At 65.5% G+C, this 18,936-nt stretch carries 16 protein-coding genes; 8 read left to right on the forward strand and 8 right to left on the reverse strand.

Annotated elements, in window-relative coordinates; translation table 11 throughout:
• Positions 1 to 40: 40 nt before the first annotated feature.
• From K6G35_RS24635 to K6G35_RS24650, 4 genes are all read left to right on the forward strand, one after another.
• On the forward strand, positions 41 to 3,367 hold the full coding sequence (locus K6G35_RS24635) for an acetyl-CoA carboxylase family protein (RefSeq protein WP_495676483.1): 3,327 nt from the start codon (positions 41 to 43) through the stop codon (positions 3,365 to 3,367).
• Between the two features lie 82 nt (positions 3,368 to 3,449).
• Positions 3,450 to 5,921, forward strand: a complete 2,472-nt coding sequence (locus K6G35_RS24640; RefSeq protein WP_495676484.1) for a CoA transferase — start codon at positions 3,450 to 3,452, stop codon at positions 5,919 to 5,921.
• 56 nt (positions 5,922 to 5,977) lie between these two features.
• Positions 5,978 to 7,012: a Bug family tripartite tricarboxylate transporter substrate binding protein gene (locus tag K6G35_RS24645; RefSeq protein WP_051705494.1), complete on the forward strand. Its 1,035-nt coding sequence runs from the start codon at positions 5,978 to 5,980 to the stop codon at positions 7,010 to 7,012.
• Positions 7,013 to 7,318: 306 nt separating this feature from the next.
• Entirely contained in the window at positions 7,319 to 8,296 is a 978-nt protein-coding gene (locus K6G35_RS24650) for a cytochrome-c peroxidase (RefSeq protein ID WP_008651016.1), read from the forward strand.
• A 75-nt stretch (positions 8,297 to 8,371) separates the two neighbouring features.
• Here the strand turns inward: K6G35_RS24650 and K6G35_RS24655 are convergent, their stop codons facing one another.
• From K6G35_RS24655 to K6G35_RS24675, 5 genes are all read right to left on the reverse strand, one after another.
• Complete coding sequence (locus K6G35_RS24655; protein ID WP_495676485.1) at positions 8,372 to 8,635, reverse strand: hypothetical protein; 264 nt, start codon at positions 8,633 to 8,635, stop codon at positions 8,372 to 8,374.
• A 141-nt stretch (positions 8,636 to 8,776) separates the two neighbouring features.
• Positions 8,777 to 9,475, reverse strand: coding sequence for an alpha/beta hydrolase (locus tag K6G35_RS24660; RefSeq protein WP_495676486.1), 699 nt, complete (start codon positions 9,473 to 9,475; stop codon positions 8,777 to 8,779).
• Positions 9,476 to 9,612: 137 nt separating this feature from the next.
• Positions 9,613 to 9,744 carry a DUF2474 domain-containing protein gene (locus K6G35_RS24665; protein ID WP_008651019.1) on the reverse strand — a complete coding sequence of 44 codons (132 nt, stop codon included), beginning with the start codon at positions 9,742 to 9,744 and terminating at the stop codon, positions 9,613 to 9,615.
• A 10-nt stretch (positions 9,745 to 9,754) separates the two neighbouring features.
• Positions 9,755 to 10,762, reverse strand: a complete 1,008-nt coding sequence (gene cydB, locus K6G35_RS24670) for a cytochrome d ubiquinol oxidase subunit II (RefSeq protein ID WP_495676487.1) — start codon at positions 10,760 to 10,762, stop codon at positions 9,755 to 9,757.
• A gap of 4 nt (positions 10,763 to 10,766) precedes the next feature.
• Positions 10,767 to 12,200 (reverse strand): cytochrome ubiquinol oxidase subunit I, encoded by a 1,434-nt coding sequence (locus K6G35_RS24675; RefSeq protein WP_495676488.1) that lies wholly within the window; start codon positions 12,198 to 12,200, stop codon positions 10,767 to 10,769.
• A 179-nt stretch (positions 12,201 to 12,379) separates the two neighbouring features.
• On the opposite strand from K6G35_RS24675, the gene K6G35_RS24680 reads away from it, so the two are divergent.
• The 3 genes from K6G35_RS24680 (at position 12,380) to K6G35_RS24690 (ending at position 14,649) form a co-directional block, all read left to right on the forward strand.
• A complete protein-coding gene (locus tag K6G35_RS24680; RefSeq protein ID WP_035883825.1) occupies positions 12,380 to 13,780 on the forward strand; it encodes an aminotransferase-like domain-containing protein in 1,401 nt (466 codons plus the stop codon).
• 22 nt (positions 13,781 to 13,802) lie between these two features.
• Positions 13,803 to 13,931, forward strand: a complete 129-nt coding sequence (locus K6G35_RS24685) for a hypothetical protein (protein WP_272938069.1) — start codon at positions 13,803 to 13,805, stop codon at positions 13,929 to 13,931.
• A gap of 253 nt (positions 13,932 to 14,184) precedes the next feature.
• Positions 14,185 to 14,649 (forward strand): PRC-barrel domain-containing protein, encoded by a 465-nt coding sequence (locus K6G35_RS24690; protein ID WP_011519366.1) that lies wholly within the window; start codon positions 14,185 to 14,187, stop codon positions 14,647 to 14,649.
• Here the strand turns inward: K6G35_RS24690 and K6G35_RS24695 are convergent.
• The 3 genes from K6G35_RS24695 to K6G35_RS24705 all read right to left on the reverse strand — a co-directional run bounded on the left by K6G35_RS24695 (position 14,631) and on the right by K6G35_RS24705 (position 17,887).
• A complete protein-coding gene (locus tag K6G35_RS24695) occupies positions 14,631 to 14,912 on the reverse strand; it encodes a BON domain-containing protein (RefSeq protein WP_008651028.1) in 282 nt (93 codons plus the stop codon). The genes K6G35_RS24690 and K6G35_RS24695 overlap by 19 nt on opposite strands.
• A gap of 296 nt (positions 14,913 to 15,208) precedes the next feature.
• The gene (locus K6G35_RS24700; protein ID WP_186425887.1) at positions 15,209 to 16,366 is read right to left on the reverse strand and encodes an iron-containing alcohol dehydrogenase; all 1,158 of its coding nucleotides are present in this window, start codon (positions 16,364 to 16,366) and stop codon (positions 15,209 to 15,211) included.
• 72 nt (positions 16,367 to 16,438) lie between these two features.
• Complete coding sequence (locus K6G35_RS24705) at positions 16,439 to 17,887, reverse strand: NAD-dependent succinate-semialdehyde dehydrogenase (protein WP_080709860.1); 1,449 nt, start codon at positions 17,885 to 17,887, stop codon at positions 16,439 to 16,441.
• A 152-nt stretch (positions 17,888 to 18,039) separates the two neighbouring features.
• On the opposite strand from K6G35_RS24705, the gene K6G35_RS24710 reads away from it, so the two are divergent.
• Entirely contained in the window at positions 18,040 to 18,876 is an 837-nt protein-coding gene (locus K6G35_RS24710; protein WP_008651031.1) for an IclR family transcriptional regulator, read from the forward strand.
• Positions 18,877 to 18,936: the final 60 nt, after the last annotated feature.

The raw sequence follows: 18,936 nt of genomic DNA on the forward strand, positions 1-18,936 counted from the left end.
ACTGAATTCCCAAGACAGAAGCAGAAACGAGGAGACTGAATTGAAGAAGCTGTTGATCGCCAACCGCGGAGAGATCGCATTGCGCGTCCAGCGCGCCGCACGCGACCTGGATATCGGCACCGTCGCGGTGTACTCGCAGGACGACGCGGGCTGCCGGCATCGGATGCTGGCCGACGAGGCCATTGCGCTGGACGGTGCAGGCCCGGCTGCGTACATCGACATCGCGGGAATCATCGCTGTCGCGAAGGCATCGGGCAGCGATGCCGTACACCCGGGCTACGGTTTTCTGAGTGAGCGGGCCGATTTTGCGCAGGCGTGCATCGATGCCGGCATCCGGTTCGTCGGACCGACGGTCGAGCATCTCGCTCTGTTTGGCGACAAGGGCCGCGCGCTGCAACTGGCGGCCGAGTGCGACGTGCCGGTCATGCCCGCCACGCATGGCGGCGCGTCTCTGGAGGAGATCGAACGCTTCTTCGATGCCCAGGGCGACGCCGGCATCGTCATCAAGGCGGTTGGCGGTGGCGGCGGGCGCGGTATGCGCGTGGTGCGCAGACGCGAGGATCTGGCGGAGGCTTATGCGCGCTGCCGGTCCGAGGCCAGTTCCGCGTTTGGCGTCGATGCGCTGTACGCCGAGCGGCTGGTCAGCCGGGCACGCCATATCGAAGTGCAGATCGCTGGCGACGGCCAGCACGTTATCGCGCTCGGCGAGCGGGACTGCACGCTGCAGCGCCGTTTCCAGAAACTGGTGGAGATTGCCCCGAGCCCGGTGCTCAAGCCGGAGCTGCGCGCGGAGATTATCAAGGCCGCGCTGCGGCTGGCGCGTCGCGTCAACTACCAGAGCCTGGGCACGTTCGAATTTCTGGTCGAGGAAAGCGAGTCGGGCGAGCAGAAGCGCTTCGTCTTTATCGAAGCCAATCCCCGGCTGCAGGTGGAGCACACCATCACCGAGCAGGTGACCGGCGTGGATCTCGTGGCGCTGCAGATCGGGCTGGCCTCGGGGCGGACGCTTGCCGAGCTTGGACTCGATCCGGCTTCGCCGCCGCAACCCCGGGGCTATGCGATCCAGGTGCGCGTCAATGCCGAAATGACCGATGCGCAAGGGCTGGCGCGTCCAGCATTTGGCCGTCTGGAGCGTTTCGAGCCGCCCGCCGGTCCTGATGTACGGGTGGACTCCCACGGGTACGCTGGCTACGAGCCGTCGCCGAGCTTCGACACCCTGCTGGCCAAGCTGATCGTGAGCAGCGCCGCACCCGGGTTCGAAGCTGCCGTGCGCCGGCTGCAGCGCAGCCTCGCGGAATTCCGCATTGTTGGCGTGCCGACCAACCTCAACCTGCTGCGGGCGCTTGCCCAGCGCGAGGACTTCCTGACGCAGGACGTCCACACGCGGCTTTTCGAGTCGATCCTGCCGGCGTTGATGGCGTCGGCGGAAACCATCGCCGAAGCCGAGCGGGCGCAGGACGCGCGTTTCGGCGGCGCATCCCATGCAATGCCCGCGCACGCGAGCCACGCGACCCGCGCACCGGAGGCCGAAGAGGAACTGGAAGAAGGGCTCGTGGCGATTCGCGCGCCGCTGACTGGCCGCGTGGTCGACATCCCGGTGCAACTGGACGAGATCGTCAAGCCGGGGCAGACGGTGGCCGTGCTCGATGCGATGAAGATGGAGCACGCGATTGTCGCGCCGTGCGCGGGCCGTGTGGTCGATCTGCGCCCGGAGAAGGGTGCGCTGGTGTCCGAAGGCCACATGCTGATCGTGCTCGAGCAGGCAGAGGCCGACGGCGTGGCCGTGGATGCCGCGCGGAATGTCGATCCGAATGCGATCCGAGCGGATCTGCAGCGTGTGCTGGACCGGCACGCCTATCTGTATGACGCGGCGCGTCCCGATGCCGTCGCCAAACGCCGTTCGCGCGGGCAGCGCACGGCGCGGGAGAACATCGCCGACCTGTGCGATGGCGACTCCTTCGTGGAATATGGCGCGCTCGCGCTGGCCGCGCAGGCATCCCGCCGCAGCAAGGAAGACCTGATCGTCAACACGCCCGCGGATGGCTTGATCACCGGTATCGGCGAGATCAACCGCGAGCTGGTAGCGAAGGAGCGGGCACGCAGCGCGGTGATGGCGTACGACGCCACGGTGCTGGCCGGCACGCAGGGCAAGCGCAATCACATCAAGACGGACCGTATCGTCGAGGTGGCGCTCCGTGATGAACTGCCACTCGTGCTGTTTGCCGAGGGTGGCGGCGGGCGGCCTGGTGACGTGGATTTCCCGTCCGTCTCCGGCCTGTATCAGCCGTCGTTCGCGGCGTTCGCCGAACTCAGCGGACACGTGCCGGTGGTCGGCATCGTGTCGGGCCGTTGCTTTGCCGGCAATGCCGCGTTCCTGGGCTGCTGCGACGTGATCATCGCCGATCGCTCGGCGAACATCGGCATGGCCGGGCCGGCCATGATCGAGGGCGGTGGCCTTGGCATCTTCCGTCCGGAAGACGTGGGTCCCGCGTCGGTGCAGTTCGCCAATGGCGTGGTCGACGTGCTGGTCGAGAACGAGGCCGAGGCGGTGGTGGTCGCCAAGCACTATCTGTCGATGTTCCAGGGCCGCGTGGCGCACTGGAGCGCGCCTGACGCGCTGGCGTTGCGCCAGGTCGTGCCCGAGAACCGCCTGCGCGTGTACGACACCCGCAAGGCCATCGAAGGCATCGCCGACGTCGGCAGCGTGCTGATGCTGCGCGGCGGGTTTGGCGCGGGCATTCACACCGCGCTGGCCCGTGTGGAGGGGCAGCCGGTCGGCATCATGGCCAACAACCCGTATCACCTTGGTGGCGCGATCGACGCAGATGCCGCGGACAAGGCAACGCGCTTCATGCAACTCTGCGATGCGCATGGCTTGCCGATCATCTCGCTGATCGATACCCCGGGATTCATGGTCGGACCCGAGATCGAGGCCCAGGCCCAGGTGCGTCACGTGTCGCGGATGTTCCTGGCTGCCGCCAAGCTGCGCGTAGCGCTGCTGGCCGTCACGCTGCGCAAGGGCTACGGCCTCGGCGCGATGGCGATGGCAGGCGGTGGCTTCCGCTCGGCAAACTTCACGATCTCGTGGCCCACCGGCGAATTCGGTCCGATGGGGCTGGAGGGTGCGGTCAGGCTCGGCTTCAAGAAGGAACTTGAAGCGGTGCCCGATGGCCCGGAGCGCAAGGCGCTGTTCGACAAGCTGGTGGCGCAGTCCTACGAGCGCGGCCACGCGATCAACACGGCCGCAGCGGTGGAGATCGATGCCGTGATCGACCCGGCCGAGACGCGCAAATGGATCGCCCAGGGCATCGCCTCGGCTGATGTTCGCAGCCGCAGGGCGCGCCAGTCGTTCGTCGATGCATGGTGAGCGTGGTGATCGTCACTGTGATGAGTGAAACGCGGGCACTGTTCGGCAGGCCCGATCCACGTCTACACACGAGGGTTTCAAGATGAAGGATGCTGCTACCCCGGCGCGGCTTGCGCTGGGCGGGCTGCGTGTACTCGAGGTCGGCACGGGTCCGGCGCTTGCGTACGCGGGCAAGTTGTTCGCCGATTTCGGCGCCGAAGTCATCAAGGTCGAGCGCCCGGAGGGCGATGTCTGGCGGCAGATGCCGCCGCTGGTTTCCAGTGCCGAAGCGCAGCCGGAAAGCGCGCTCTTCGCCTGGCTCAACACCAACAAGCGCAGCGTGACGGCTGATCCGGCAGATGCCGGTGACCGCGCGTGGCTTGCCCGGCTGGCAAGAACCTGCGACGTTGTTCTCGATGCCCGCGCGCTGACCGAAGGCGTGGGTGTGCTGTCCGCACCCGTCTGGGCCGCGGCCGCAGACGCAGAGGGCAACGGGGGGCACGAGCCAATCGAGGTCGCGCTCACGTGGTTCGGCGAAAGCGGACCATATAGCGAGTTCGCGGGTTCGGAAGCCGTGTGCCGCTGCCTGGCTGGCGCCGTGCACGGAAGCGGTCCGGTGGACGGGCCGCCGCACATGCCGCACGACGTGCAGACCGCGATCGTGGGTGGGCTGATGGCGTACTCGGCTGCGGTGGCCGCCCTGATCGGCGGTGCGCAAGGCAGCCGTCGCTATGTGCTGAGCCTGCATGAAGCGGTGTTCAGCGTGGTCGAGATGGAAGCCGGCATGGTGCCCGACAAGCGGCACCCGCTGCGCCGTCTGGGCGTCAACCGTTTCTGCGGCACGCATCCGGCCGGTATCTACGAGACCGCATCGGGCTGGATCGGCATCTTCACGCACACGCTGCCACAGTGGACGGCGCTGTGCGAAGCCATCGGACGGCCCAAACTGGCCCGCGACCCGCGTTTCGCGAACGGCCAGGAGCGCATGAACCGGGCCGACGAGATCGACGCCATCCTGATCCCGGCGTTCCGCACGCGCACAGCGCAGGCGTGGTTCGAGCTGCTCGGGGACATGAAGCATCCCACCGTGCTGGTGCCAACGATGCAGGAACTGCTCGGCCAGGCGGTGCACCGGGAACGTGGGGCGTTCGTGCCGGTGCGAATCGGCGGGACGACGTTCGAAGGTCCCGTGGTGCCACTCCGGCTCGACGCAGCGGGTCCGCTGGCCGGTGGCGACGCGCCGCTGAAGGGCGCGGACGATGCGTTCTATCGCGCGTCGGGTCTCGATCATCGACCGCTGCGCCAGCTTCAGCGCGCCACCACGGCCAAGGGTCCGCTGGAAGGCATCCGTGTCATCGACCTGACGATGGGCTGGGCCGGGCCGCTTGCATCGCGCACGCTGGCCGATTTCGGCGCCGAGGTCATCAAGGTCGAGAGCACGAGCTACCCCGACTGGTGGCGCGGCGCGAACTTCACCGAGGAGTTCTATCGGGAGCGGTTGTACGAGAAGAACTCGAACTTCAACCTGATGAACCGCAACAAGCAGGGCATCACGCTCGACCTGACGCGCGAGGAGGGCAAGCGGCTGTTGCTCGAACTGGTGGAGGGCGCGGACGCCGTCATCGAGAACTACTCGGCGGAGGTGTTGCCGAAGCTCGGGCTTGACTACGAGGCCTTGCGCGCCCGGAACAAGCGGTTGGTCATGGTGTCGATGCCGGCCTTCGGGCTCGGCAACGCGTGGAGCAATACCCGGGCCTACGGCGGCACGCTCGAACAGGCCAGCGGGCTGCCGCTCTACACCGGGCACCCGGATGGGCCGCCCGCCATGACCTCCTATGCCTACGGCGACCCGATTGGCGGGCTGAACGCGGGTGCGGCGATGCTGCTGGCGCTGTTCGCGCAGCAGACCACGGGCGAGGGGCGGCACGTCAACCTGTCGCAGGTGGAGGCCATGCTGCCGATGGCCGCGCCGTTCATGATCGAGCAGTCGATCTCCGGAGCGGTATCGCCGCGACAGGGTAATCGTCATCCGATGCTGTTTCCGCACGGGTGCTTCCGCTGCGACGGGGACGATGCGTGGGTCGTCCTGTCCGCAACGGACGCGCACTGGCCCGCCCTTTGTCGCGTCATTGGGCGGGACGATCTCGCCGCTGACGCGCACCTCGCCAGCGTGTCTGGCCGACGCGCGCGGGGGAATGAGATCGACGCGGCAATCAGCGCCTGGTGCGCGGGCCGCGATCCGGAGGCAGCGATGCAGACGCTGCAGCAGGCCGGTATCCCGGCGGGCGTGGTGCGTCCCATGTCGCAGGTACTTCAGGATGCCCATCTGCACGTACGCGGATTCTGGCGCGACATTGACCGTGCCCATAGCGGGCCGTACCGGGCCACGACCGCCTGGTTCCGCGCGGGCAGCGAGCCGCAGGCAATCCGATACGCCGCCCCAACGCTTGGAGAGCACACCGAATCGGTGCTGGCGCGCGTGCTCGCGCTCGGCCCGGCTCAGATCGCGGAACTGGAGCGTATCGGCGTGACAGGGAAAACCGCGCAGCCCAAGGTATCGAAGGGGCGCGCATGACGCAGGAACTCAGCAGGACCACCGAGAACGACATCGAGAACGACAAGGAGACACACATGAAAGAACGCGAAATCACCGCACGCCGCCGCGCCATCAAGGGCGGGATGAAGCTGGTGGCAGCGGCGCTGGCCGTCATGGCAGGGACGATGGCGGCGCCGGCTGGCGCGCAGACGGCCACACAGACGGCCAACTGGCCCAACAAGCCGATCCGGATCGTCGTGCCGTTCCCGGCAGGGTCCACCACCGATACCGTCGCGCGCGTGCTGTCGGAGCAGCTCAGCAAGTCGCTGGGGCAGCCCGTCATCGTCGAGAACAAGCCGGGCGCGAACGGCCTGATCGGCGTTGCCGAAGTCGCCAAGTCGCCCGCGGACGGTTATACGCTGCTGGTCACGAACTCGAGCAGCATCACCATCAACCCGCAGGTGTACAAGCGGAGCAACTACAAGCCCAAGGATCTGGCGCCGGTCGCGCTGGTAGTGGAGGCGCCGTTCGTGCTGGTGGCGAACCCCGAGTGGGCAAAGAAGAACAGTATCGGCTCGGTTGGCGATCTGGTTCGCTACGCCACGCGCAATCCGGGCAAGCTCAGCTATGGCTCGGCGGGGCCGGGCAACATCGCGCATCTGAGCTTCGCCATGCTGAACAACCGCGAGAAGATCCAGACCACGCACGTGCCGTACAAATCGGCCTCGCAGGCGGAGATGGCTGTGATCAGCGGTGAACTGGAGACTGCCTTCGACGCGTGGAACGGGCTGCCGCAGATCAAGGCTGGCAAGCTGAAGCCGCTTGCAGTGACGTCGCCCAAGCGGATGCCGCAGTTGCCAGACGTGCCGTCGCTGGAGGAAGCCGGTGTCAAGCCGTTCGATGTCAGCTTCTGGCTCGGCATGCTGGCGCCGGCCGGCACGCCGCCGCAGATCGTGCAGAAGCTGTATGAGATCACCAAGGGTCTGGCCAACGATGCCCGTGCAAAGTCTGTCCTGAGTCAGCAGGGTGAAGTCGTCATGATCGACCCGGCGAACTTTGCCAAGCGCATCGAGAAGGAAGATGCCAACTGGGCAGTGGTGATTCAGCGCGAGGGCATCACCCTGGACTGACGCGCCGTTGATGTACTGCTGACGCCGCACTATGGGTGACGGGCCAGCCGGGTATGCCAATCGTTCGGCGACGATGGGCATGTCCGGCTGGCTGCGGCGCATCGGGACGAAATCGAGCCCGATTTGATATGTGTCGTACCCGTTCGTTTCATCCTCCAAAGCGGTTGATAGCTATCAACACCTGGATGGAACCATAAGTGCCTAATCCGGCTTGCGGACCGCGCTGCGCGGTCCGACCCACAAGACGGAGTCCCCATGAAATCCAGCCGAAGCAGAGTCCTGTCGACGTTTTCGACGGCGACGTTCATGACGGTGCTGTTTGCCGCCGCCGTATCCAGTGCGCACGCCGCCGAGCCGCAAGCCGAACCTATCCAGCCCATTGCGCCTGCCAAGGTCCAGCACCCGGAACGCGTGGCGCTGGGCGAAAAGCTCTGGTTCGATCCTCGTCTTTCACGCTCTGGCTTTATCTCGTGCAACTCGTGCCACAACCTCAGCATGGGTGGCTCGGATAACCTCAAGACGTCCATCGGCGACAAGTGGAAGCAGGGCGGCATCAATTCGCCGACCGTCCTGAATTCCAGCCTGAATTTCGTGCAGTTCTGGGATGGCCGCGCGAAGGATTTGCCAGAGCAGGCGCGCGGGCCGATTGCCAACCCAATCGAGATGGCCTTCACGCACGAGTTGGCGGTCGACACGCTCCGATCCATCCCCGGGTACGTCGATGAGTTCCGCAAGGTCTTCAAGTCGGACAAGCTGACGATATCCGAAATCACACTGGCCATTGCCGCGTTCGAGGAAACGCTGGTCACGCCGAACGCGCGCTTCGACAAATGGCTGAAGGGTGACAAGAAGGCCATCAACGCGCAGGAGTTGCGCGGCTACCAGTTGTTCAAGGGCTCTGGCTGCGTTGCCTGCCACAACGGCCAGAACATCGGCGGCAACTCGTTCCAGAAGATGGGTCTCGTGGAGCCGTACAAGACCAGGAATCCGTCGGAGGGCCGGGCAGGCGTGACGGGCAAGGACGCTGACCGGTTCAATTTCAAGGTGCCGACCCTGCGTAATGTTGCGCTGACTTATCCGTACTTCCACGATGGCGAGGCGGCCACGCTGAGTCAGGCGGTGGATACGATGGGGCGCCTGCAACTGGCGCGCAAGTTCACGCCGGAAGAGAACGCCGATATCGTGGCGTTCCTGAAGACGCTGACCGGCGATCAGCCGAAGATCGTGCTGCCTATGCTGCCGCCGTCGAGCGACAAGACGCCGAAGCCGAAGCCTTTCGAGTAAGGCGCCGCTGACGGCGCCCGCGCGCGTTGGGGCCCCGTCCCGTCCCCGTCCGCTTTCCCCCTCGGGGGCCCCGCGTCACCGTGCTTGCGCCTCGGCGGGTTTGGCCGCTGCGTCGGACCCCTTGCCGAACCGCGCGGCGATCTGATCCTGGACCTTGGCCAGCGCGTCGGCCTGAGCCTTGGCGTCCTGAGCCTCCTTGGCCTTCCTGGCTTCGGCGGCCTGCTGTTGTTCCGGCGTTGGCGGCGGGAGCTTGGCGATGGCCGGCGCGGCCAGCAGGCAGCCGAGAGACAGCGCGAGCGCGCGCAGCGAAGCAGGAACGGACGTGGATTCGTGTTTCATGAGTTTCGTCTCCCTGAGGTGGTTGGGACGCTATCCGGCAACTGGCGTGCGCGGGTCAGTGTCTGCCGTACTGCATTGTAGCCATCCCAAGGGTCATGGCGGGCGAGCTCCTCAAGCCGCGCGCCGCGACATGACGAGGCATCAGCCCTGGCTCGCCGTGGCAGCGGCCTCGTCGATGAACGCTGCGATCTCCGCGGGCCGGGAGGCCAGCGATGCGTGGCTGGCGTCCAGCGTGATGACCTTCCTGGCGTTGAGCCGGGCGGACATCATGGTCTGGTTGGCCGGCGCAATCATTCTGTCTTCGCTGGAGATCTGGTACCACGATGGCTTGGTCTTCCAAGCCGGCACGGCGATGGTGTCGCCAAAGGTGCTGGCAACGGGCGCCTTCTGGGTGACGGCCATGACTAGGGCCTCGTCGGCGGACAGATCCTGGCAGAAGCTCTCATGAAACTTGTCAGCCTTCAGCCACAGATACCCGTCGTTGTCGGGCGCAAGGTTGGGCGCTGCAGCCGGCAGGCACTGCTGTGTGATGCCGCCGGGACTTTCTCCGGCATCCGGGGCGAATGCCGCGATATAGACGAGCCCCACCACATTCGGCTGATTGCCCGCCTGTGTGATCACGGCGCCACCGTACGAGTGGCCCACCAGCAGCACGGGGCCCGCCTGCTGCGCAATCATCTTTCGGGTACGTTCGGCATCGTCGGCCAGCGAGGTCAGCGGCATCTCGACGGCGTGAAGGGACGTATGCCCTTTGCGTGCAAGCTCGACGATGACTTTGCCCCAGTGGGCGGCGCCTCCCCAGAACCCATGTACCAGAATGATGGTGGGCTTGTTGCTCATGATGCGACTCCTGTCTGTCTACGGTCTTGCTGGTCACCGAGGTCTTCGACGCGCGCGGCCCTTCGGCGGGGGCGAGCCGCGCTCGCATCCGGTCCGCGAATTCGGATCCTGAATGCCGGAACAACTATAGAAGCCGGTTACCGATGCATGCCAGCCATCTGCATGAGCAGGCGGAGCACCAGGGCCGCCACGCCCAGCCCGGCCACGCTGCAGGTCCAGATGAGCAGAAGCCAGCCAGTCCTGCGCGCCCAGTCAGGTAAGTGCGACATGTCGGGTCTCCTAGTGGTAGCCATCGCCGACGCGGACCTTGCCGCGGAACACGTAGTAGGACCACACCGTGTACATCAGGATGAACGGAATCACGAACAGCGCGCCGACCAGCGCGAAGCCCTGGCTTTGCGGCGGCGCGGCGGCGGCCCAGATCGAGATCGATGGCGGCACGATGTTGGGCCACACGCTGATGGCCAGGCCGCTGTATCCCAGGAAAACCAGCCCGAGCGTGAAGAGGAACGGTTGCGCATGGGTGTCTCGGCGCAACGCACGCAGCAGGAGCACGGCGCACAGCAGCACAAGCAGGGGGACCGGCGCGAACCAGAAGAGGTTGGGCAGGCTGAACCAGCGTTCGGCGATGCGTGGCTGGGCAATCGGCGTCCAGATGCTGATGACCGCGATGATCGCGAGCAGCGCCCACACCAGCCGGGACGTCAGGGCTTTCATCCGGTCGTGCAGCAGGCCCTCGGTCTTCAGGATCAGCCACGTGCCACCCAGCAGCGTGTAGGCGACGACCACGCCGACGCCGCAGAACAGCGGGAACGGGGCGAGCCAGCCCATGGAACTGCCCACGAAGGCGCCGTCCTTGACGGGCAGGCCATCGACGTAGGCCCCCAGCGCCACCCCCTGGAAGAACGCGGCCACCAGTGATCCGCCCATGAACGACAGATCCCATACCGGGCGTTCGCGGTCGTTGGCCTTGAAGCGGAATTCGAACGCCACACCACGAAAGATCAGCCCCAGCAGCATCAGGACGATCGGCAGGTAGAGCGCGGACAGGACCACGGAGTAGGCCAGCGGGAACGCAGCCAGCAGGCCCGCGCCGCCCAGCACCAGCCAGGTCTCGTTGCCGTCCCAGACGGGCGCCACCGTGTTCATCATCACATCGCGGTCATGCCGGGCGGGCACGAACGGAAACAGGATGCCGATGCCGAGATCGAAGCCGTCCATCACGACGTACATCATCACGCCGAAAAAGATGATCAGAATCCAGAGCAGAGAGAGATCGATACCCATGATGTCAGCTCCTTGCTTCCGCGGGGTTCAGGCGCGTGTCGTCGTCGATGGCCGATAGCGGCCGCGCTGGTTTGTGGTCCGTCGGTGGTTCGGCATCGGATTCGAACACGTCGCCCTCGGACGGCTTCGGCCCCTTGCGTACCAGCCGCAACATGTAGGCAATGCCCACGCCGAAGACGAAGAAGTACGTAATGACGAACAGCGCCAGCGAGATCGTCAGTTGCGTGACGCTGTGCGGCGTCGCGGCATCGGCCGTCCGCATCAGGCCATACACCACCCAGGGCTGGCGGCCGATCTCCGTGGTGAACCACCCGGCGAGCAGGGCGACCAATCCTGTGGGGCCCATCCAGAGCGCCAGGCGCAGGAAGCCGCGATGTTCATACAGCCGCCCGCGCCAGCGTAGCCATTGGCTCCAGAGGCCGAGCAGGATCATCAGCAGGCCCAGGCCAACCATCACGCGGAAGCTCCAGAACAGGATCGCGGCATTGGGTCGGTCTTGCGGCGGGAAGGATTTCAGGCCCTTGATCTGCCCGTCCAGCGTGTGCGTCAGGATCAGGCTGCCCAGGCGAGGGATGCCGACTGCGAAGCGTGTTTCCTCCCGCTCCATATCCGGCCAGCCGAATACCAGCAACGGCAGCGGCTCGTCGCCGTGCGATTCCCAATGGCCTTCCAGCGCGGCGATCTTCGCGGGCTGATGTTCGAGCGTGTTCAGGCCGTGCATGTCACCCACCACGGCCTGGATGGGGGCGACGATCAGCAGCATTCCGACCGCCATCGACAGCATCTTGCGGATGGCTGGATTGTCGTTACCGCGCAGCAGATGCCATGCCGCCGATGCAGCGACGAACAGCGCGGTGGCAAGGAAGGCCGCGATGCTCATATGCACCAGGCGATAGGGGAACGACGGATTGAAGATCACGGCGAGCCAGTCGGTCGGCACCACGCGGCCATCGATGATCTCGAATCCCTGCGGGGTCTGCATCCAGCTATTGGACGCCAGAATCCACGTGGCCGAGATCAGCGTGCCCAGTGCCACCATCAGCGTGGCGAAGAAGTGCAGCCCCGGGCCGACCCGCTTCCAGCCGAACAGCATGACGCCGAGGAAGCCCGCTTCGAGGAAGAAGGCCGTCAGAACCTCGTACGCCAGCAGGGGGCCGGTGATGCTGCCCGCGAACTCGGAGAAGAAACTCCAGTTGGTACCGAACTGGTAGGCCATCACCAGTCCGGAGACCACGCCCATGCCGAAGTTCAGCGCGAAGATCTTGGACCAGAAATGGTAGAGGTCGCGATAGACGGTGTTCTTGGTGCGTAGCCAGCACCCTTCCAGCACGGCCAGATAGGACGCCATCCCGATCGTGATGGCCGGAAAAATGATGTGGAACGAGACGGTGAAGGCAAACTGAAACCGCGCCAGATCAAGGGCTTCGAATGCAGACATGGACAAATTCTCCTGGGCTCATCCCGATCCGCGCCTCGCCTGTCTGGCGGCTTGCGACACCGTGAGCCCGTGGCAAATACTCCATACAGTGATAAACTGTATGTGTTTGTGTATGGACTGTATGCGTATACTATGCCTCAGGTTCCGGGTTTGCAATGGACGATTGAAGGATGTTGACGATGAGTGACACGAAAGCCGAACGCCATGTGGAATGGCTGCGCCCGCTGACGCCGGGCGCCGGGCCGCGCTACGTGCAGATCGCGGACCTGATTGCGCGGGCGGTGCAGACGGGCGAACTCGCCGTGGGCGACCAGATCCCGTCGCAGCGGTGGCTGGCGACGCAGCTCGGGGTGGATCTCACCACGGTGACGCGTGCCTATACGGAGGCACGCAATCGCGGCCTGATCTCGTCGTTCAGCGGGCGTGGCTCGTTCGTCGCGGGCGTTGGCGAGGCGGGCGATGAGATGCGTATCGACCTGTCGATGAACACCCCACCGCAGCCGGCTAGTGGAAACATGGGTGACGCGCTCAAGTTGGCCATTGACGAAGTGCTGGCCCGGCAAGGCATCGAGGCGATGTCCGCCTACCAGGACACGTGGTCCGGCGCCTCGATCGTCCAGGCGGGCAGGGCGTGGCTGCGGCCCGCGGTTGGTGCGATGGCCGGGCAGCAGGAACTGATTGTCTGCGCGGGTACCCAGGCCGCGATCTTCAGCCTGTTGCAGTCGCGCACGCAGCGTGGGGATGCCGTCCTTGCCGAGCCGCTGACCTATCCCGGCTTTCTGCTTACCGCGCAGCAGCTCGGTTTGCGTGTCGTCGCGCTCGAAGTCGACCAGGATGGGGTGTTGCCGGACGCGATCGAACGAAGCCATCGCGAAACCGGCGCGCAGGTGATCTACCTGAATCCGACGCTCCAGAACCCAACTGCGAGCACCATGCCCGAGCACCGGCGCAAGGCCATCGGGGCCATGCTGCGCAAGCTCGGCATGACGCTGATCGAGGACGATCCCTACCGCTACCTGCTCAACGACGCGCCGCCGCCGATCGTCACCTACGAAGGGGGCGAGCGTGCGTACTATCTGACCTCGCTGTCGAAATGCCTCTGGCCGAGCCTGCGCACGTCGTTCGTCCTGTTGCCGCGCCAGCACGATGCCTCAATGCTGCAGGATGCGTTGCGCGCCTCCAGCATGGGGTGTTCGCTATTGCTGACCGCGGTGGCCGAGCACTGGATGCGCAGTGGCCAGGCCAGGCACCTGATGCTCGACATCCAGCGCGAGGTACGCGCGCGGCAGACGCTGGCGCGCAGCCTGTTGCCGAAGGACGTCAACGCACATCCCACCGGCCTGCACTTGTGGATGACGCTGCCGCCCCACTGGAATCGCCAGTTGTTCGCGCTCGCGCTCGAGCAGCAGGGTGTGCTGGTGGCCTGCTCGGATGCGTTCAGCGTGGATGCGAATCCCGTGGATGCGGTGCGTCTGTCGGTCGGTGGCGCGCGTAGCCAGACGGATCTGGCTCAAGCGCTGCAGCGGATCGCCACATTGCTGCGGGAGGATCGCCGTCGCGGCGTGCGGGCCATTGTCTAGTTGTCATCCATACGGATCCTGGGTGTATGGATGGAACCGGCGGTCGCTGATCGGGCGCGTGGCAGGGCTCGTGGCCCACGTGATCGAGGAGCGCGAGCATCCGATCGCGCAGGACATCTGGGATATGGCCACGGCGCAAAGCCATCGGTGAGGCAAGGTGGGATGCCTTCGCGGGCCGCCGCCGACGCCGGGGCCGACATTTTTGTCAGCGCTATGGCAACATGGGGCGTCCTGTGTCAGCGTGCGGCAGCTCTCGATTGCACTGCAACATGACTTGAAAGACGTCCGCGCGCGCGCCTACGATCAAGTCAGGACAGTTCGGCGTTGGTAGGTTTCAGCTCGCATGTGGCGCCGGAGATACGTCTCGCTTGTCAGTCCAACCCTTTGGTCAGGAGGAGTTGCCCATGAGTCCCATGGACCAGCAGACACCGCCCGCGGGCGCATCCGAACGCAGGGCCGCCATCATCGGCAATGTGAACCAGAAGCCCGGCAAGTGCGGGCCGTTCGTGATGGCCGCCGACACCCTGGAAGGCAACAAGGTCGTGGACCCTGCCGGCGACGAGCTCGGCACGATCGACCACATCATGCTGGACATCGTTGGCGGACGGATTGCCTATGCGGTGCTGGCGATGGGCGGGTTCCTTGGCATCGGGGAAAAGCTGCACGCGCTGCCTTGGTCAGCGCTGACCCTCGATACGCGCCGCAAGTGCTTCGTGCTGGGCGTCGAAAAGGAACGTCTCAAGGCGTCGCCGGGTTTCGACAAGGAACACTGGCCCACCATGGCCAACTCCGAGTGGGCCACCAGCATTCACGAGTACTACGGGATCTCTCCGTACTGGGAGAAGGACGGCTACGATCCCTGGGCCTGAGATGGCACCCGCGTGACGAGCAGGTTGGTGACGCCGAGAATGCCCGGCGGCGTTGCCGCAGCCTGCGCGATGCGGCGGGACAGGTCCGAGTCTTCCACGCGCCCGGTGATGGTCACCTGGCGGTCTACCACGTGCACGGCAACGCCATCAGGCATATCGCCGCCGCACGCCTCGGCAATACACGTGCCGATGCGCTCACGTAGCAGTTCATCTTCCTCGTCGGGGCTGGTCCAGGTGGATGCCTGGATTTCGGTCTGCATCATGGCAGTTCCTTGCAGGTGGTGAGGTACGCGTTGCTGGTATTAACGACGTGTCACGGGCCGGCGGCATCCTTGTAGGACACCGCCAGCGGGTAGCGCCCTGTTAGCGCTTTAGAGGCGCTATCAAAATGATTCTGGCGTCGTTGCGCGGCCTTGCCGTACTACTTGTACTGTCTGCGGCCGCGCGTCTAGCCAGAACCGCTTCGCTTCATTTTGATAGCGCCTCTTACACTGTAGTCCTAATGCGGTTCCACGGCGGTTTCATGGCGGCCGCATCGTGGGCCCGTTGCCGGGGCGCGTCAGAATGCCGCGCTGTAGATCGCGAATGCGTCGGCCTCGGTGACCTCGCGCGGATTGTTGACCAGCAGTCGTGTCTGCAGCATTGCATCGCGGGCCAGACGGCCCAGATCATTTTCCTTGACGCCAACTTCGCGCAATGTGCGCGGGATGCCCGTGGCCAGCACCAGTCCCTCGATATGGGCGATCAGCGCGGCTGCCTTGGTTTCGCAGCTACCGGTGGTGCCCGGCAGTATCACGTCGGCCAGTTCCGCATACAGCTTGCTGGCCGCCGGTGCGTTGAACTTCATGACGTGCGGCAGCACGAGCGCGTTGGAGAGCCCGTGCGCGACATGGAAGATGCCACCGATCGGATAGGCCAGCGCGTGCACGGCCGCCACCGGCGAGTTGGCAAAGGCCTGGCCGGCGAACATCGCGCCGAGCAGCATGGCTTCGCGCGCGCCGTGGTCGTGGCCATTGTCACAGGCAAGCATCAGGTTCTGCGATAGCAGTTCCAGCGCGCGCACGGCCAGCATGTCCGAGATCGGGTTCTTCAGATGCGCGCTCGTATAGGCCTCGATCGCGTGCACCATCGCGTCGATACCGGTGGCTGCGGTAGCGGCGCGTGGCAGGCCCAGCGTGAGTTCGGCGTCGAGAATGGCCAGGTCGGCCAGAAGCTGCGGCGCCACCACTCCCATCTTGGTGGTCTCTCCCGTGGTGACGATCGACACTGCAGTCACTTCCGAGCCAGTGCCGGCGGTGGTCGGCATTTGCACGAGTGGCAGCCGCGTGCCCGTGACCTTCTTCACGCCGTACATGTCCTTGAGCGACTGCGCGGCAGGAAGCAGCACGGCAATCAGCTTGGCGACGTCCATCGACGATCCGCCGCCGAGCCCGAGTACGACTTCCGCATCGGCTTGCCGCGCGCGCTCGGTGGCTTCGAGCACGATGTGCTCGGGCGGGTCGGCGATCACGTCGTCGATCAGGGTCACCTGCCAGCCGTGCTTGCCCAGGTCATCGAGGGCCGGGGTCAGCAGGCCGCTCTTCGAGAGAAAGCCGTCGGTCACCACGCAGAGGCGTTGCGCTTGCGGAAAGGCCTCGCGCAGCAACGCTCCCAGCCGGCGCGCGGCGCCAAGCTCGACGATGACCGTCGGCACGGTCTGGAAACGGAACGGGTTCATGGGGTCTCCGGTGTGTGGTTTTCTGGGTTGTCTTCCCTCTCCCCTGTGAGCGAGCGGGAGAGGGAGACGCAATCACATCTGCAGGCAAAGATACTTGATCTCGAGGTATTCCTCGATGCCGTGGCGCGAGCCTTCGCGGCCGACGCCGGATTGCTTGATGCCGCCGAACGGTGCCACCTCGTTGGAGATCAGGCCCGTGTTCAGGCCGACCATGCCGTACTCCAGTGCCTCGGCGGTGCGCCATGCGCGCGAGATATCGCGGGTGTAGAGATAGGCGGCCAGGCCATACTCGGTGGCGTTCGCGGCGGCAACGGCTTCGTCGTCCAGCCTGAAGCGGAACAGCGGTGCCACCGGCCCGAAGATTTCCTCGCGCGCCATGCGCATGTCAGCGGTGGCATTGCCGATCACGGTCGGCGTGTAATACGTGCCGCCGAGCGGGTGCTTGCCGCCACCGACCAGTACCTTGCCGCCCTTGGACGTGGCATCCTCGACCAGCGAATTCACCTTCTCGATCGCGGCGTCCTCGATCAGCGGGCCGATCACCACGCCTGCCTCGAGCCCGTTGCCGACACGCAGTTGAGCGGTGCGCTCGGCAAACTTGGCGGCGAACGCATCGTAAATACCGTCCTGGATGTAGAAGCGGTTCGCGCATACGCAGGTCTGGCCGCCGTTGCGGTACTTGGCGACGATCGCGCCTTCCACGGCCGCATCGACGTCGGCATCGTCGAAGACGATGAACGGCGCATTGCCGCCGAGTTCGAGCGACAGGCGCTTGATGGTCGGCGCCGACTGAGCCATCAGGATGCGGCCCACTTCCGTCGAGCCCGTGAACGACAGCTTGCGCACGATCGGGCTGGCCGTCAGCACGCCGCCAATGTTCCGGGCGTCGCCGGTGACAACTTGCAGCACGCCTGCCGGCACGCCGGCGCGATGCGCGAGTTCGGCCAGCGCGAATGCGGACAGCGGCGTCAGTTCGGCCGGCTTGATCACGATCGCGCAGCCCGCGGCCAGCGCTGGCGCCACCTTGCGCGTGATCATCGCAGCCGGAAAGTTCCACGGGGTGATGGCGGCGCACACGCCCACCGGCTGGCGCAGCGTGACCAGCCGTTTGTCGGCGGCAGGCGTGGCCAGCACTTCACCGTCCACGCGCTTGGCTTCCTCGGCGAACCATTCGATGAAACTGGCGGCGTAGGCGATTTCGCCCTTGGCTTCGGCCAGCGGCTTGCCCTGCTCGCGCGTCATCAGGTAGGCCAGGTCGTCGGTATTGGCCAGCATCAGGTCGAACCAGCGGCGCAGGATATTGGCGCGCTCCTTGCCGGTCTTTGCTGCCCAGGCTTTCTGGGCGACTTCCGCGGCAGCAACGGCGCGCGTGGTCTCGGCGGCACCCAGGTCGGCCACCCGGGCGATGACCTCGCCAGTGGCCGGGTCCGTGACGTCGAACGTGGCGCCCGAATCGGCGCCGATCCATTGACCGTCGACATAGGCCAGTTGCTTGAACAGCGAAGGGTCCTTGAGTTGCATGGCGAAATCCTCGGGTTGCATTCGTCGGGTTTGCGGTGTTTAATATCGTTCAATAGATTGAACGATATTCGATATGCGGAACGATGGAATATCTTACGCCCTCGTCGGAAAGACCGCCAGAGGGCAAGAACCGTTCCGATAGCAGCCAGCCGATGCCAAAGACAGCCTATGCCATTCCCGCCGCAGATGCGGCGGACGCCGCGCCAGCGCTCAAGTCCACTTCGCCTGCCGTGGTGCGCGCGGTCCAGGTGATGGATGCCGTGGCGGCAGCGCCGGAGCCGCTGACGCTGGCCGACCTGACCCGGCTGACCGGCGCGCCCAAGAGTTCGCTGCACGGCATGTGCGACACGCTCGTCCAGCTTCAATTGCTCAAGCGCTTGCCGGGCGGAGCGATGGCGCTGGGGCCACATGTGATGAGCTGGGCCAATGCCTTCCTGTCGCAGACGCAGATCACGGAAGAATTCCGGGCGCTGTGGGACGAGACCGATGCCTTTCACGACGCCACGGTCACGCTGTCGATGCTCGATGGCGCCGAGGTTGTGTACCTGGCCTGCCAGAATGGCGACCGCCCGTTGGGCGTGACCTTCCGCATCGGCATGCGGCTGCCCGCGCCATACACGGCCACGGGCAAGGCCATGCTCAGCACCGTACCGGCGGCGGAAGTCAGGCATCTGTTCGATGGGGGGATGCCCGTGCCGCTGACGCGCGCGAGCGTGGCCACGGTCGCGGCGCTGGTCGATGAGCTCGAACAGGTTCGTGCGCTCGGGTACTCGATCGACAACGGCCAGATGCGCGATGGCATGACCTGCTTTGGCGCCCCTGTTTTCGACGCCACGCGCTCGCGTGCGGTGGGTGCCATCGCTGTCAGCTACCTGACCAGCGAGATCGATGCGCCGACCGGCGAGCAAATCGGCGGACAGGTCCGTGCGTTGGCCGATCAGCTTTCCGCGCGGCTCGGCGCGGTTCGCATGTCGCGCGCAGTGGGCTGATACAGCGGCCAACGCAGCAGCCAACACTACGACCAACGCCGGCAAACGACGGCAAACGTC

The sequence above is a fragment of the Cupriavidus sp. HY129 genome, from assembly GCF_059492215.1.

Bases quoted from the DNA above. Each gene is read 5' to 3' on its own strand.
- K6G35_RS24705 (WP_080709860.1), bottom strand. From the start codon at position 17,887: ATGCAACTCAAGGACCCTTCGCTGTTCAAGCAACTGGCCTATGTCGAC.
- K6G35_RS24700 (WP_186425887.1), bottom strand. From the start codon at position 16,366: ATGAACCCGTTCCGTTTCCAGACCGTGCCGACGGTCATCGTCGAGCTT.
- K6G35_RS24680 (WP_035883825.1), top strand. From the start codon at position 12,380: ATGAGTGACACGAAAGCCGAACGCCATGTGGAATGGCTGCGCCCGCTG.
- K6G35_RS24645 (WP_051705494.1), top strand. From the start codon at position 5,978: ATGAAAGAACGCGAAATCACCGCACGCCGCCGCGCCATCAAGGGCGGG.
- K6G35_RS24640 (WP_495676484.1), top strand. From the start codon at position 3,450: ATGAAGGATGCTGCTACCCCGGCGCGGCTTGCGCTGGGCGGGCTGCGT.
- K6G35_RS24690 (WP_011519366.1), top strand. From the start codon at position 14,185: ATGAGTCCCATGGACCAGCAGACACCGCCCGCGGGCGCATCCGAACGC.
- K6G35_RS24710 (WP_008651031.1), top strand. From the start codon at position 18,040: ATGCCAAAGACAGCCTATGCCATTCCCGCCGCAGATGCGGCGGACGCC.
- K6G35_RS24650 (WP_008651016.1), top strand. From the start codon at position 7,319: ATGACGGTGCTGTTTGCCGCCGCCGTATCCAGTGCGCACGCCGCCGAG.
- K6G35_RS24660 (WP_495676486.1), bottom strand. From the start codon at position 9,475: ATGAGCAACAAGCCCACCATCATTCTGGTACATGGGTTCTGGGGAGGC.
- K6G35_RS24675 (WP_495676488.1), bottom strand. From the start codon at position 12,200: ATGTCTGCATTCGAAGCCCTTGATCTGGCGCGGTTTCAGTTTGCCTTC.
- K6G35_RS24665 (WP_008651019.1), bottom strand. From the start codon at position 9,744: ATGTCGCACTTACCTGACTGGGCGCGCAGGACTGGCTGGCTTCTGCTC.
- K6G35_RS24695 (WP_008651028.1), bottom strand. From the start codon at position 14,912: ATGATGCAGACCGAAATCCAGGCATCCACCTGGACCAGCCCCGACGAG.
- cydB (WP_495676487.1), bottom strand. From the start codon at position 10,762: ATGGGTATCGATCTCTCTCTGCTCTGGATTCTGATCATCTTTTTCGGC.
- K6G35_RS24655 (WP_495676485.1), bottom strand. From the start codon at position 8,635: ATGAAACACGAATCCACGTCCGTTCCTGCTTCGCTGCGCGCGCTCGCG.